13 protein-coding genes are annotated in these 15,044 nt (G+C 66.6%); 10 read left to right on the top strand and 3 right to left on the bottom strand.

Annotation, left to right across the window (positions count from 1 at the left end; genetic code table 11):
- The first annotated feature begins 80 nt into the window (after positions 1-80).
- From G6N35_RS07600 to G6N35_RS07585, 4 genes are read left to right on the top strand one after another with little or no spacing between them, the layout of a single operon-like run.
- On the top strand, positions 81-770 hold the full coding sequence (locus tag G6N35_RS07600; protein ID WP_163803702.1) for a TetR/AcrR family transcriptional regulator: 690 nt from the start codon (positions 81-83) through the stop codon (positions 768-770).
- A gap of 45 nt (positions 771-815) precedes the next feature.
- Positions 816-1,298 carry a VOC family protein gene (locus tag G6N35_RS07595; RefSeq protein WP_163803701.1) on the top strand — a complete coding sequence of 161 codons (483 nt, stop codon included), beginning with the start codon at positions 816-818 and terminating at the stop codon, positions 1,296-1,298.
- Positions 1,295-2,785 carry an FAD-binding protein gene (locus tag G6N35_RS07590; protein WP_163803700.1) on the top strand — a complete coding sequence of 497 codons (1,491 nt, stop codon included), beginning with the start codon at positions 1,295-1,297 and terminating at the stop codon, positions 2,783-2,785. Before G6N35_RS07595 ends, G6N35_RS07590 begins: the two co-directional genes overlap by 4 nt.
- A gap of 18 nt (positions 2,786-2,803) precedes the next feature.
- Complete coding sequence (locus tag G6N35_RS07585) at positions 2,804-3,679, top strand: MBL fold metallo-hydrolase (RefSeq protein ID WP_163803699.1); 876 nt, start codon at positions 2,804-2,806, stop codon at positions 3,677-3,679.
- Between the two features lie 17 nt (positions 3,680-3,696).
- On the opposite strand, the gene G6N35_RS07580 is transcribed toward G6N35_RS07585, so the two are convergent.
- From G6N35_RS07580 to G6N35_RS07570, 3 genes are read right to left on the bottom strand one after another with little or no spacing between them, the layout of a single operon-like run.
- Positions 3,697-5,610: an ABC transporter ATP-binding protein/permease gene (locus G6N35_RS07580; RefSeq protein WP_163803698.1), complete on the bottom strand. Its 1,914-nt coding sequence runs from the start codon at positions 5,608-5,610 to the stop codon at positions 3,697-3,699.
- Between the two features lie 25 nt (positions 5,611-5,635).
- Positions 5,636-7,552, bottom strand: a complete 1,917-nt coding sequence (locus tag G6N35_RS07575; protein ID WP_163803697.1) for an ABC transporter ATP-binding protein/permease — start codon at positions 7,550-7,552, stop codon at positions 5,636-5,638.
- Between the two features lie 22 nt (positions 7,553-7,574).
- Entirely contained in the window at positions 7,575-9,503 is a 1,929-nt protein-coding gene (locus G6N35_RS07570) for an ABC transporter ATP-binding protein/permease (protein WP_407664517.1), read from the bottom strand.
- Between the two features lie 196 nt (positions 9,504-9,699).
- On the opposite strand from G6N35_RS07570, the gene secA2 reads away from it, so the two are divergent.
- The 6 genes from secA2 to gcvH are packed head-to-tail and all read left to right on the top strand — an operon-like array spanning position 9,700 to position 14,991.
- A complete protein-coding gene (secA2, locus tag G6N35_RS07565; RefSeq protein WP_220098532.1) occupies positions 9,700-11,970 on the top strand; it encodes an accessory Sec system translocase SecA2 in 2,271 nt (756 codons plus the stop codon).
- A gap of 15 nt (positions 11,971-11,985) precedes the next feature.
- A complete protein-coding gene (locus G6N35_RS07560) occupies positions 11,986-12,594 on the top strand; it encodes a CDP-alcohol phosphatidyltransferase family protein (protein ID WP_163803695.1) in 609 nt (202 codons plus the stop codon).
- On the top strand, positions 12,578-13,492 hold the full coding sequence (locus G6N35_RS07555; RefSeq protein ID WP_163803694.1) for a DUF881 domain-containing protein: 915 nt from the start codon (positions 12,578-12,580) through the stop codon (positions 13,490-13,492). The genes G6N35_RS07560 and G6N35_RS07555 overlap by 17 nt, the downstream gene beginning before the upstream one ends.
- A gap of 9 nt (positions 13,493-13,501) precedes the next feature.
- On the top strand, positions 13,502-13,834 hold the full coding sequence (locus tag G6N35_RS07550; protein ID WP_059019068.1) for a small basic family protein: 333 nt from the start codon (positions 13,502-13,504) through the stop codon (positions 13,832-13,834).
- Position 13,835: 1 nt separating this feature from the next.
- Entirely contained in the window at positions 13,836-14,576 is a 741-nt protein-coding gene (locus G6N35_RS07545) for a DUF881 domain-containing protein (RefSeq protein WP_163803693.1), read from the top strand.
- Between the two features lie 19 nt (positions 14,577-14,595).
- Entirely contained in the window at positions 14,596-14,991 is a 396-nt protein-coding gene (gcvH, locus tag G6N35_RS07540; RefSeq protein WP_163803692.1) for a glycine cleavage system protein GcvH, read from the top strand.
- Positions 14,992-15,044: the final 53 nt, after the last annotated feature.

Genomic DNA, 15,044 nt, shown 5'->3' with positions numbered 1-15,044 from the left:
CACTGCTCTCGTTTCTCAGGCTGGCACGCCACGGCTCAGAAAACAAGAGCAGTGATCTCGTTTTGTGTCACACTGCTCCGATGGGCAAGCGCCAGGAAACCCGGCAACGCATCGAGGCCCAGATCCTCGACCTCGCCCGCCGCCAGCTCAGTGCCGAGGGGGCGGCCGGCTTGTCGGTGCGGGCCATCGCTCGCGATCTCGGGATGGCGTCCTCGGCGGTCTACCGCTACGTCGCCAGCCGCGACGAACTACTCACGGTATTGCTGGTGGCCACCTATTCCGAGCTGGCGGACGCGGTCGATCGGGCGCGCGGAGAGGCCGAGGGGGGCTGGCGGTCCGAGCTGATGGCCATCGCGCACGCCATGCGCCGCTGGGCACTCGAGCAGCCGGCCCGATGGGCACTGCTCTACGGCAGTCCGGTCCCCGGTTATCACGCGCCCCCGGAGCTGACTGTCGGCCCGGGCACCCGGGTCGTCGGGATCCTGTTCGACGCGGTGGCCAAAGGGCTGGCGAGCGGCGATATTGCGGCGACCGAAGGGGCTGTGGCACAGCCACTTTCGGAAGACCTCCAACGGATTCGTGCCGAGTTCGGCTTTCCCGGTGACGATGCCCTGGTGATCCGCTGCACCACGTTGTGGGCCGCTGTAGTGGGAGCGATCAGCCTGGAGGTGTTCGGCCAATACGGTGTCGACACCTTCGCCGACACCCACGCACTGTTCGACCACCAGGTGCGCCTTGTGGTCGATCGCCTCGCGGCCGCTGGGCACTAGAACACGTTCTAGCCAGCTGGGCGGCGCGGCGATATCCTCGTAGCGATGACAAACCAGACACCTGTCCAGATTGCCTGGGTGACCCACGATCTCGGTTCCACCGAGTCGATGTTGTCCGCGTTGCTCGGTGCCAAGAAGTGGGTGCGGATGGCCGACGTCCACTTCGGTCCGGACACCTGCCGGCACCGCGGCGAACCGGCCGACTACCGGGCCGACATCTCCCTGAGCTACGCCGGCGACACCCAGCTCGAGGTCATCGCGCCCACCGGAGGCACCAGCATCTACACCGAGTTCCTCGACGAGCACGGGCCCGGCCTGCACCACATCTGTCTGGAGACCGACGACTTCGACGCCACCCTGGCCCAGGCCGCGTCGTCATCGACCGTCGTCGCCCAGGGCGAGATGCCCGGCGGCATGAAATTCGCCTACGTCTCCGCCCCGGCTGCCGGGGTGCCCTTCGTGGAATACGCCGCCATCCCCGCCGAGATCAAGGCGTTCTTCGACCATGTCAGACAGGAGCAGAAATGAGCGGGCTCGACATCCCGGCAACCGTCGAGGCATCCGAGATCACCGAGTGGTCCGATGACGTCGACGTGCTGGTCCTCGGCTTCGGTATCGCCGGCGGGTGCGCCGCGGTAAGCGCTGCAGCGGCCGGCGCCCGGGTGCTGGTGCTCGAGAAGGCCGCCGCCGCAGGTGGCACCACCTCGATGGCCGGCGGCCACTTCTATCTGGGCGGCGGCACCGCGGTCCAGATCGCGACGGGTCACTCCGACACCGCCGAGGAGATGTACAAGTATCTGGTCGCGGTGTCGCGCGAACCCGAGCATGACAAGATCCGGGCCTACTGCGAGGGCAGCGTCGAGCACTTCAACTGGCTCGAAGACCTCGGATTCGAGTTCGAGCGCAGCTTCTATCCGGGCAAAGTGGTGGTTCCGCCCGGCACCGAGGGGCTGTCCTACACCGGCAACGAGAAGGTCTGGCCGTTCTGCGAGCAGGCCACGCCGGCACCGCGCGGTCATTCGGTACCGGTGCCCGGTGAGCTCGGCGGCGCGTCGATGGTGATCGACCTGCTACTCAAACGCGCCGACGAACTTGGCGTCCAGCTGCGCTACGAGACCGGTGCCACCAACCTCGTGGTGGAGGACGGCGCTGTGGTGGGGGCGCGCTGGAAGCGTTTCGCCGAGACCGGGGCCATCAGGGCCGCGTCGGTGGTGATCGCCGCCGGCGGTTTCGTGATGAACCCCGAGATGGTGGCCGAACACACCCCGGAGCTGGGCCAGCCGCGCAAGACCAAACACCACGGTCTGGTTGCCCCCTACATCCTCGGCAATCCCAATGACGACGGACTGGGCATCCGGTTGGGCGAATCCGTAGGTGGCGCAACGAAATTCATGGACGAGAAGTTCATCACCGCCGCGGCTTATCCGCCGGAAATCCTGCTGACCGGGGTGATTGTCAACGCCGAAGGCAAGCGGTTCGTCACCGAGGACTCCTACCACTCCCGGACGTCGGCCTTCGTCCTGGAGCAACCGGAACAGACCGCGTACCTCATCGTCGACGAGGCACACACCGAGATGCCTGAGATGCCGCTCATCAAGTTCCTCGACGGCTACGAGACCGTTGCCGAGATCGAGGAGGCTCTCGGCATTCCGGCGGGCAACCTGGCCGCAACGCTGGAGCGCTACAACGAGTTCGCCGCCAAGGGGCAGGATCCCGACTTCCACAAGCAGCCCGACTACCTCGCCGCGCAGGACACCGGGCCCTACGCCGTGTTCGACCTGTCGCTGGGCCGGGCCATGTACTCGGGTTTCACCATGGGCGGTCTGGCCACCACGGTCGACGGCCAGGTGCAGCGCGCCGACGGCAGTGTGATCCCGGGCCTGTACGCGGCGGGTGCGGGCGCCTCCAATATCGCCCAGGACGGCAAGGGCTATTCCAGCGGAACGCAGCTGGGGGAGGGTTCGTTCTTCGGCAGGCGGGCCGGGGCTCACGCCGCACAGCATCGGGCCACCTGAGGTCGGTTAGGCTGCGGCATGATCGATCTCGGAGATGTCACCGTCGGTCGCGTCGAGGAGAGCTACGGCACCGCTGTTCCTGCCGGCCTGATGGTGCCGTCCTTCGACGCTGAACTGGTGGCGGAACTAGGGCCGAATGCGATGTCCCAGCTCCTGGTTCCCGGTACCGACCAGATCGTCCTCAGCATGCACACCTGGCTGATCCGGACCCCGCAGAAGACCATCCTGGTCGACACCTGCAACGGCAACCACAAGAAGCGCACGGCACCCCTTGCCGGCATGCTGCAGACCGATTGGCTCGAGCAGCTACTGGCCGCCGGCATCACCCCCGACGAGGTGGACGCGGTGGTGTGCACCCACCTGCACGCCGACCACGTGGGCTGGAACACCACCCTCGTGGGCGGGCAGTGGGTGCCGACCTTTCCCAACGCCCGCTACTACATCAACGCCACCGAATTCCGGTTCTGGGACCCGACGACGGGCGGCCCCGGCGAACAGGATTTCAACGGCCTGGTCTTCGAGGACTCCGTCAAACCGGTCTTCGACCGCGACCTGGTGGAGTTGTGGGAGGGGGAAGGCTGCGATGTCGATGACTACCTGCGGCTGCAGCTGTGCCCCGGTCACACCCCCGGGCACAGCATCGGTTGGTTGACCGGATCAGGGGGCAGCGCCGTCTTCTCCGGAGACTCGATGCACTCCGCCCTGCAGGCGTATCAACCGGACTGGAACAGCGCCTTCTGCAGCGACGGCCCCGTCTCGGCGGCCAGCCGGCGGCTGATCCTGGAAAGCGCCGTCGAGCGCGGCGCGATGCTGCTGCCGGCCCACTTCGCTGCACCCCATGCCTTCACGGTGCAGACGCGCGGCGACGCTTTCGCGCTGTCCGAGGTGCGCTGAGTCGTTGCGGCACAGGCTCATACACCGACCGGATCGGACCGGCGGTCGAGCTGCCAGGCTCCGCCGCCGAGCAGCCGCAGGTGGTGCTCGTGGTGCTGTTCGACGGTGCTGCGGTGGGTCACCGAGACCACGATGCAGTCCGGCAGTGTGCGGCGCAGCAGCCGGTACAGCGCATACTCCTGACCCTCGTCGACCGCGGAGGTGGCCTCGTCGAGGAACACCGCCCCCGGTTCGCTGAGCAGGATGCGGGCGAAGGCGATGCGCTGCTGTTCACCCGGCGAGAGCACCTTGGCCCAGTCCTGCACGTCACTGAGCCGGGAGCTCAGATGGCCCAGTGCCACCTCGTCGAGCACGGCGAGCAGGCGTTGGTCGGGGATGCTGGATTCGATTGCCGGATAGGTCAGTACCGCGCGCAGATCACCGAGCGGGACGTAGGGCACCTGGGACAGGAACATCGTGTGTCCGTCAGCGCCGCCCGGCTGGAGCAGCTGCCCGGAGCTGTAGGGCCACAGCCGGGCCAGGCTGCGCAGCAGGGTCGTACGACCACAGCCCGACGGGCCGGTGATCACCAGCGCCTCGCCGGGCTGCAGGCGCAGATCCAGACCCTCGATCAGTACCTCGCCATTGGGTCGGCGCACGTCGACATCACGCAATTCGACTGTGCCGTCGGCACTTTCCCCGGCCTCGAGCCGTGGCAGTTCGCGGGCCCGTTCGTTGGCCTCGACAAGCCCGTCCAGCCGGATGATGGTGGCCCGGTAAGCGGCGAACGAGTCATAGACGCTGCGGAAGAACGCCAGCGAGTCGTGGATGTTGGAGAATGCGCTGGAGGACTGGCTGACGTCACCGAAGCTGATCTGACCGGCGAACAGCCGGGGCGCCTGCACCACCAGCGGCAGCGGGGTGATGATCTGGCTCATGGTCTGGTTCCAGCCCAGCAGGAACAGGCTGCGCACCACGAAGGCGCGATAGTTGGCGATGATCGCGCTGAAGCGGGACCGCAACACGGTGCGTTCGGCGGCTTCGCCGCGGTAGAAGCCGATCGCCTCGGCGGCGTCGCGCAGCCGGATCAGGGCATAGCGGAACGCGGCGTTGGTCAGCTCGTTGCGAAAGCTCAACAGGATCAACGGTTTACCGATCCAGAACGCGATGACGGTGGCGATCGCGACATAGGCCAGCACCAGCCAGAACAGTGCATGGCCGAGGGTGAACCCGAACACGCTCAACGGCCCGGACAGATGCCAGAGGATCGGGGCGAAGGACACCACCGACACCAGCGAGTTGATCGCACCGAACAGCAGCGTGGTCGACGTACCCACGGTCGGCGTGTTCGTCTCCGCACCGGTACAGGTGGTGAACACGTCGATGTCCATCTGGATGCGCTGATCGGGGTTGTCGATCGGTGTGTCGATGAAGCGCCCGCGGTAGTAGGCCTGCTGGCCCAGCCAGTCACCGGTGAGGTGGTCGGTCAGCCAGACCCGCCAGCGGATGATGAACCGCTGCATCAGGTAGATGTCGATGATCTGCCTGCTGATGTAGACCGTCACGATGAGGGCGAAGGTCAGGATGGCGAGCCAGAATCCGTTGACCCCGGAGTCGCGTACCGCGATATTGCCGGCCCCGGCGCCCTCGAAGGCCACCTGCAATGACGAGTAGAGGTCATTGCTGTAGTAGCTGAGCAAGACGTCGAGGCGCACCGCGATCATCGTCGAGAACAGCAGCACCCCGAGCCAGGCCCACACCACCAGGCTGGAGCGGCCGCGGAAGTACCCGCCGGTGACGCGCCAGAACTGCCGCCCCCACACGGTGTAGCGAGCCAGCAGGACCAGCACCAGGACTGTCAGTACCGCGCTGATCGCCCACGCCTTGCACGCCCACAGCAGCGAGTGCGGGATCTCGTTGCTCCAGTCCAGGGAGGGCTTGTACATCTCCATGGGGGCGACTCCTCGGCGAGTCTGCTCAGACCGGAGCCGGTTCGTTACCCTCGATCCGGCCCAGCCGCCACTGGCCGTCGCCCAACAGCTCCAGGTGCTTCTCGTGATGCTGCTCGACGGTGCTGCGATGGCTGACGCTGACCAGGATGGTATTCGGCAGCTCGGTGCGGATCAGGTCGTAGAGCGCGTACTCCAGACCCTCGTCGAGCGCCGAGGTGGCCTCGTCGAGGAACACCGCCTTGGGACACGTCAGCAGAACCCGGGCGAAGGCGATGCGCTGCTGCTCGCCTGGCGAGAGCACCTTGGCCCAGTCCTCGACCTCGTTGAGCCGAATCGTCAAATGCGACAAGGCCACCTGGGTCAGAGCCCGTTGCAGCTCCTCGTCGGTGATCTCGCCCGAGTTGGCCGGATACGACACCACGGTGCGCAGATCGCCCAGTGGGACATAGGGCATCTGGGACAGGAACATCGTTCCGTGATCATCGACGGGCCGGCACAACGTGCCCGAGGTGTAGGGCCACATCTGAGCCAGACTGCGCAGCAGGGTGGTCTTGCCGGCGCCGGACTTGCCGGTGATCACCAGCGTCTCACCGGGCTCCAGCCGCAGGTCGATCGGGTCGACGAGCTGGGCACCAGTCGGTGTGCGGACTTCGACGCGCTGCAGTTCCACCGAACCGTCGTGGCTGGCCACCGTGGTCAGCTTGGGCAGCTCGCGGGCCACCGAGTTGGTCTCCACCAGTCCGTGCAGACGGATGATCGCGGCACGGTAGGAGGCGAACGAGGCGTAGGCGTTGCGGAAGAACGACAGGCCGTTGGAGATCGAACTGAACGCGCTGGCGGACTGGGATATGTCGCCCATCTTGATCTGGCCGGCGAACAGCCGCGGCGCCTGGACGACCCACGGTAGCGGCACGAGAATCTGGCTCATCGACAGGTTCCACCCGGTCAGCGCGATGGTGCGGTTCACGTAGCGCTTGTAGTTGGCGATGATCCCGGCGAACTTGCGCCGCAGCAAACCACGCTCGGCGTCCTCACCGCGGTAGAAGCCGACGGCCTCGGCGGCGTCACGAAGCCGCACCAGGGCGTAGCGGAACACCGCGTTGGTGAGTTCGTTGCGGAAGCTGAGCCGAATCAGCGGATGGCCGATCCAGAAGGCGATGACGGTAGCGAACACCACGTAGACGAGGACGATCCAGAACAGCGCATGTCCCAGCGTGACGCCGAACAAGGTCAGGGGGCCGGACAGATGCCAGAGGATCACGGTGAACGAAAACACGGTGATCACTGAGTTGATCGCCCCGAAAACCAGCATGCTCGACGTCCCGACCATCGGGCTGTTGGGAGAAGCGCCCACCCCCGCGGTGAAGACGTCGATGTCCTGCTGGATGCGCTGGTCGGGATTGTCGACGTCGGATTCGGTGAACCGGGTGCGGTAGTAGGCATGGTCATCGAGCCAGTCGCAGGTGAGCCGATCGGTCAACCACGTCCGCCAACGGATGATGAACCGTTGGGTCAGATAGATGTCGAGCATTGCCAGGCTGATGTAGATCGCAGCGAGGATCGCGAAATGGAGCATTGCCGCCCAGAAGCCTCGTTTCCCGGAGTCATGTACGGCAGTGTCGTTTGCCGTGAAGCCCTGGACTGCGGTCTGCGCTGACGAATACAAGTCGTTGCTGAAGTAACTGAGCAGCACGTCGATCCGGACGGAGATCACCACGGACAGCAGCAGCACTGCAACCCACGCCCACACCGTGGCGCTCTGTCGGCCCTTGAAGTAGTCACCGGTGATCCGCCAGTACTGCCGACCCCACACGGTGTAGCGGGCCAGCAGCACAAGGATCACCATGCTGACGGCCGCGCTGATCGCCCACGTTCTGAGGATCCACAGCAGCGAGGGCACGAGTTCGTGGCCCCAGTCCATGGATGGGGTGTACATCTCCATCCGGGCAAGGTACCGCGACTGGTTAAGAACAGACCGTTGGAGGCGCTATGTCGGGGCTCACTATCGCCGATGTCAGCGGTTCGATTCGCCAGCGTCCGTCGCCAAGCAGCCGCAGGCGCCGGGCGTGGAATGGTTCGACGGTGGCCCGATGACTGACGCTGACCATGATCACGTCCGGGAGCTCAGTGCGCAGCAGTTGATAGAGCATCAGCTCGAGGCCCTCGTCCATCGCCGATGTCGATTCATCCAGGAACACAGCTTTGGGCCGGGCCAGCAGAATGCGCGCGAACGTCAACCGCTGTTGCTCGCCCACCGACAGTGTCTTGGCCCAGTCCCGGTCCTCTCCGACATGCAGGATCAGCTGTGACAGCGCCACCTTGGCCAGTGCCTGCTGAATCTGCCGGTCGCTAGCCGAGCCTTCCGGGCGCGGGTAGCTCACCACGGCGCGCAGGGTTCCCAGCGGCAGGTAGGGGAGTTGGGGGACGAACATGGCCGCGTGCCGTCCGCCCGGCAGTGCCACCGAGCCCGAGTGAAACGGCCACAATCCGGCGATGCTCTGCATCAACACCGTCTTGCCGATGCCCGAGTCGCCGGAAATCAGCAGTGAATCACCCGGTGCAAGGCGAACATTCAGGTCGGCAACGAGTGGTCGGCCACCGGGGGTCCGCACCTCGAGTTTCTCGAGGGTCACCGAGCCGTCGAAGGATTCGGCGATCGGCGCGGGTGCCAGTGCGCGGGCGCGCGCGTTGGCGTCGATCAACCCGTTGAGCCTGATCGTGGCGCCCCGGAAGCTCGCGAACGCGTCATAGGCGTTGCGGAAAAACGACAGTGAGTCGTGAATCATGTGAAAGGCCGTGGCCGACTGCATCACGCCGCCGAACGTGATCTCCCTGGCGAACAACCGCTGTGCCTGAACGATGAAGGGAAGCGGGTTGATCGCTTGACTCATCGACAGGTTCCACCCAGTGAGCACGACCATCTTGTTCACCCAGCGCCGATAGTTGTCCATGGCCGATTGCAGCCGGCGATGCAGCGCTGTGCGTTCGACATCTTCGCCCTCGTACATTCCGATGGCCATGCTGGCATCGCGCAGCCGCACCAGCGCGTAGCGGAACGCGGCATTGCGCAGCTCATTGAGATAGCTGAGCCGGATCATCGGCCTGCCGATGGCGAAGGCGACGACGCTCCCCAGCAGCACGTAGATCAGCACGATCCAGAACAGCGCGCGCGGAATCGTGACGTTCCACAGATGTAACGGCCCAGAGAGCTGCCAGAGGATGGTCCCGAACGAGAACACCGTGAGCGCCGACCAGACCGCGCCGAAGAGCAGGGTTTGGCCCGATCCGTAGGCCGGGACGTTGGTCTGGCTGCCGACTCCGGTGGTGAAGATGTCGACGTCCTGTTGGATCCGCTGATCCGGGCTATCGGCCGGCTCGCGGGAAAACTGGCTCCGGATGTATGCCCCGTCGCCCAGCCAGTCGTCGATCACTCTGTGGCTCAACCATATTCGCCATCGCATGATGAACCGCTGGGTCAGGTACAAGTCGGCGAGGTAGCGTGCGACATGCAGGGCTGCCAGCACGGCGAAGATCACCATCGTCATCCAGAACCCGTGTGCTCCGGAGTCGTTGCCGGGGTTGGAGAAGGCAACCTGCAAGGCGTTGAACAGATCGTTGACCTGATAACTCAACAGCAGGTTGATCCGCACCGAGACGATCGTCGACAGCAACATCAGGGCCAGCAGCGTCCACGTGAGCACACTGTGCCGTCCGGTGAAATACGCACCGCTGATCCGCCAGTACTGCCGCCCCCATTCGGTGCCCCGGCGCAGCGCCACCAACACCACGAGCACGCACGGCGCGGTGATGACGAAGACCTTGAGCAGCCACCACATCGACTGGTAGAACTCGCTGCCCCAGTCCAACGAGGGCCGGAACGTCGACGTGTCCACTTGCCCTCACCCCACTTCGTTCTGCGGCGAACCTACCGTGACCGGCCTCCTTGCGCGCTCACGCACCGAGAAATTCCGGGCGATCCCGGCCAGCTGACGCAGCAGCCGTCGGTGCCGCCGGTACCGTTGACGCGTGGCGAAGAAAAGCAAGACCACCACGGCCGGGCCGGGCCGCCTCACCCGCGGGTTCTGGCGCATGCTCGGGGCGACGACGGAGAAGACCAAAGCCGAATCGATGGCCGAGGTCGACGCCTCGGCAGAGTTCGACGAGAAGGCCAAGGGGCTCGACGACGACCAGCTGAAGAAGGCCGCCGAACTGCTCGAGCTCGACGAGCTCGCAGGCTCGGCCGATATCCCGCAGTTCCTGGCCATCGCCAGAGCGGCCGCGGAGCGGACCACCGGACTGCGTCCGTTCGACGTCCAGCTGCTCGGCGCGCTGCGGATGATGGCCGGCGATGTCGTCGAGATGGCGACCGGTGAGGGCAAGACACTCTCGGGCGCGATCGCCGCGGCCGGCTACGCCCTGGCCGGCCGGCACGTCCACGTCGTCACCATCAACGACTACCTCGCTCGCCGCGACGCCGAATGGATGGGCCCGCTGATCGAGGCGATGGGCCTGACCGTCGGGTGGATCACCGAGGACTCCACCGCCGAGGAGCGCCGCGCCGCCTACCAGTGCGACGTCACCTACGCCTCGGTCAACGAGATCGGTTTCGACGTGCTGCGCGACCAGCTGGTGACCGACGAGGCGGACCTGGTGTCGCCGAACCCCGACGTCGCCCTGATCGACGAAGCCGACTCGGTGCTGGTCGACGAGGCCCTGGTGCCGCTGGTGCTGGCCGGCACCACCCACCGTGAGACCCCGAAGCTGGAGATCGTCCGACTCGTCGGCGAGCTGGTGGCCGGCCAGGATTACGACACCGACGAGGACAGCCGCAACGTGCACCTCACCGAGTCGGGCGCCCAGAAGCTGGAAAAGTCACTCGGTGGCATCGACCTGTACTCCGAGGAACATGTCGGCAGCACCCTGACCGAGGTCAACGTGGCCCTGCATGCGCACGTCCTGCTGCAGCGCGACGTCCACTACATCGTGCGCAACGGCGCAGTGCAGCTGATCAACTCCTCCCGTGGCCGGATCGCCCAGCTGCAGCGCTGGCCGGACGGCCTGCAGGCCGCGGTCGAGGCCAAAGAGGGCATCGAGACCACCGAGACCGGCGAGGTCCTCGACACGATCACCGTGCAGGCGTTGATCAACCGGTATCCCACGGTCTGCGGCATGACGGGCACCGCGCTGGCCGCCGGTGAACAGCTGCGCCAGTTCTACAAGCTCGGCGTGTCACCGATCCCACCGAACACCCCCAACATCCGGGAGGACCAGCCCGACCGGGTGTACATCACCGCGGCGGCCAAGACCGAGGCGATCATCGAGCACATCATCGAGGTGCACGCCAGCGGTCAGCCGATCCTGGTCGGCACCCACGACGTCGCCGAATCCGAGGAGCTCTACGAACGGCTGGTGCGCCGCGGCGTCCCGGCGGTGGTGCTCAACGCCAAGAACGACGAGGAGGAGGCGGCCGTCATCGCCGAGGCCGGCAAGCTCGGCGCGGTGACGGTATCCACCCAGATGGCCGGCCGCGGTACCGACATCCGGCTCGGCGGCTCCGACGAGGCCGATCACGAGAAAGTGGCCGAACTCGGTGGCCTGCACGTCATCGGCACCGGCAGGCACAACACCGAGCGGCTGGACAACCAGCTGCGCGGGCGCGCTGGCCGTCAGGGTGACCCGGGTTCGACCGCATTCTTCGCCAGCTGGGAGGACGACGTCGTCACCTCCCACATCGAGCGCGGGAAGCTGCCGCTGGACACCGACGACACCGGCCGCATCACCAGCCCGAAGGCCGCTTCGCTGCTCGACCACGCCCAGCGCGTCGCGGAGGGCCGGCTGCTCGACGTGCACGCCAACACCTGGCGCTACAACCAGCTGATCGCCCAGCAGCGCGCCATCATCGTCGAACGGCGCAACACCCTGCTGAGCACGGCTGCCGCCCGCGAGGAACTCGCCGAGCTGTCCCCGGACCGCTACGAGGCGCTGTCGGAGAAGGTCTCCGAGGATCGGCTCGAAAAGATCTGCCGCGACATCATGCTGTACCACCTCGACCGTGGCTGGGCTGATCACCTGGCCTACCTGTCCGACATCCGCGAGAGCATCCACCTGCGCGCACTTGGCAGGCAGAACCCGCTCGACGAGTTCCACCGGATGGCCGTCGACGCCTTCGGCCACCTGGCCGCCGATGCGATCGAAGCCGCCCAGCAGACCTTCGAGACGGCCAACGTCCTCGAGGAGGAACAGGGCCTGGATCTGTCCAAGCTGGCGCGGCCGACCTCGACGTGGACGTACATGGTGCACGACAACCCGCTCAACGACGACACTCTGTCGGCGCTGAGCCTGCCAGGGGTGTTCCGCTAGCGATAGGTTCGTCCCATGACGAACCGCGGCGACGATCGGGTGCTGACGATCCCGAACGTGTTGTCGGTGATCCGGCTGCTGCTGGTGCCGGTGTTCCTGTATCTGATGCTGGTCACCCACGCCTACGGGTGGGCGGTGGCGATCCTGATGTTCAGCGGATTCTCCGACTGGGCGGACGGCAAGATCGCCCGCCTGGTGGACAACCAGTCGTCCCGGCTCGGTGCGCTGCTGGACCCTCTGGTGGACCGCATCTACATGGTCGCCGTGCCGCTGGGGCTGGGCCTGTCCGGTGTGGTGCCGTGGTGGGTGGTCGGCACCCTGATCGGGCGTGACGCCATACTGGCGGCGACGTTGCCGGTGGTCCGCCGTCGCGGGCTGGCCGCCTTGCCGGTGACCTATATCGGAAAGGCCGCCACCTTCGCGCTGATGTCCGGCTTCCCGCTGGTGCTACTGGGCCAGTGGGACGCCACGTGGAGCCGGGTCATCGGAGCCTGCGGGTGGGGTTTTGTCCTCTGGGGTCTGGGGATGTACCTGTGGTCGGCGGTGCTCTACCTGCTGCAGGTTCGCCTGGTTGTCCGCACGCTGCCACGAGTCGACACCACCCGCGATGCCCGCACCGGCTGACCCCGCGCTCGGCGGCTACGACCCGCAGGCCGGGCGGCCGCCCGGCGAGATCGACCACGCGGCCCGCATCCCGCTGCCGTCACTGCTGCGCTCACTGCTCACCGAACATCTCGACCCCGGCTACGCCGCCGCGGCGGCCCGCCGCGAAGCCGGCCACACTCGCGCCCCGGGAACCGACCGGCTGTGGCAGGCGCTGGCCGCGCTGCTGATCGCCGCGGTGTTCGCCGCCGCGGTGGCCCAGGCCCGATCGACCGCCCCGGGCGTCAGCGTGGCCCAGCAGGTGCTGGCCGCGAGCGCGCGCACTGCCGAGGTCAACACCGACCGGCTCGCGCAGCGCCGCGACGCGCTTGCCGCCCAGGCCGACGACATCCAGCGGCGCGAATTGCGCGAGGACGTCACCGGTCGGGATCTGTTGACCCGGCTCGATCAGCTCAGCCTGTCCGCGGGAACCACCGCGGTGATCGGGCCCGGCCTGGACATCACGGTGACCGATCCGAATGTCGGACGCGACCTGACCGACGTGTCCAAACAGCGGGTCCCCGGCAGTCGCCAGGTCATCCTCGACCGGGATCTGCAATTGGTCGTCAATTCGCTCTGGGCCAGTGGGGCAGAGGCGATTTCGGTCGGCGGGGTGCGGATCGGGCCGAACGTCACGATCCGCCAGGCCGGCGGCGCGATCCTGGTGGACAATCACCCGATCGCCAGCCCGTACACGATCCTGGCGGTCGGCCCACCCAACACCATGCGGGAGACCTTCGAACGCAGCGCCGGCCTGCAGCGGATGCGGCTGCTGGAGGCGTCCTACGGCGTCGGCGTGCAGGTCAGCAACGGCGACGGCCTGTCGCTGCCCGCCGGTCCGGTCCGAGAGACTAAATTTGCCAAGCAGATCGGGCCCTAGGAAGAGAACATGATCGGAATCGCGGCACTCGTCGTCGGCATCGTGCTGGGCCTGGTGTTCCACCCGAGCGTCCCCGAGGTGATCCAGCCGTACCTGCCGATCGCGGTCGTCGCGGCGCTCGACGCCGTGTTCGGCGGGCTGCGCGCCTACCTGGAGAAGATCTTCGACGCCAAGGTGTTCGTGATCTCCTTCGTGTTCAACGTCCTGGTCGCCGCGCTCATCGTCTATGTCGGCGACCAGCTCGGCGTCGGCACCCAACTGTCCACCGCGATCATCGTCGTGCTCGGCATCCGCATCTTCGGCAATGCCGCGGCCTTGCGCCGCAGACTGTTCGGGGCCTGAGATGACCGAGGGGGAGCAGCCCGCCGAGCCGGACCCGCCACCCCGGCGGACCCGATCCCAGCTGGTGTTCGGGGTGCTCGGGGTGCTGCTGTGCCTGGTGCTCGGTATCGCGATCGTCACCCAGGTCCGCCAGACCGAGTCCGGGGACGCGCTGGAGACCGCGCGGCCCGCCGATCTGCTGGTGCTGCTGGACTCGCTGCAACAACGCGAGGCGGCGCTCAACACCGAGGTGGCCGAACTCCAGCGCAACCTGGCGGCCATGCAGGCGGCCGGTAACAGCGACCAGGCCGCCATCCAGAACGCCCAGACCAGGCTGGCCGCGCTCTCGATCCTGATCGGCACGGTGGCGGCCACCGGTCCGGGGGTGAGCATCACCATCACCGACCCGGGACCCGGCGTGGCCCCGGAGACCATGCTCGATGTGATCAACGAATTGCGCGCCGCGGGCGCGGAGGCCATGGAGATCCGATCCGGCCAGCAGGCCGTCCGGGTCGGGGTCGACACCTGGGTGGTCGGCGCCCCCGGTGCCCTGCAGATCGACAACCAAACCCTGAGCCCGCCGTATTCTGTTCTGGCCATTGGCGATCCACCGACCCTGGCGGCGGCGATGAACATTCCCGGCGGAGCGGTTGACAGCGTCGAACGGGTCGGCGGGACCATGACGGTGTCTCAGACCGATCGTGTGGACATCACCACCTTGCGGCAACCGAAAGCACGCCAATACGCTCAGCCCGTCAAATGAGCGTTCTTGAAGGAGCACTGTGAGCGAAATCCCAGCCGACCTGCGCTACACCGCCGAGCACGAGTGGGTGCGGGTCACCGGCAACGGCACCGTGCGGGTCGGGATCACCGACTTCGCCCAGTCCTCCCTCGGGGACGTGGTCTTCGTCCAGTTGCCCGAGGTCGGCTCCGAGGTCACCGCCGGTGAGTCCTTCGGTGAGGTGGAGTCCACCAAGTCGGTGTCGGACCTCTATGCGCCGGTCACCGCGAAAGTAATTGCCGTCAACGGCGATCTGGATGCCAACCCGGCGCTGGTGAACTCCGATCCCTATGGCCAGGGGTGGCTGTTGGACCTCGAGGTCGACGGCGATACCCTCGAGCAGGGGTTGGCGGCGTTGCTCGATGCGGACGCCTATCGGGGCACAGTGACGGAATGATGTAGTTGGAGTGCCTGTCAGTCACCGATCCGGCGGTGGTGGGCACACCGACG

This window comes from Mycolicibacterium anyangense, from assembly GCF_010731855.1.
In the GTDB taxonomy this organism is placed as follows: Bacteria; Actinomycetota; Actinomycetes; order Mycobacteriales; family Mycobacteriaceae; genus Mycobacterium; species Mycobacterium anyangense.
Note: the sequence above shows the minus strand (reverse complement) of the source record. Positions and strands in the feature narration are given on the sequence as shown.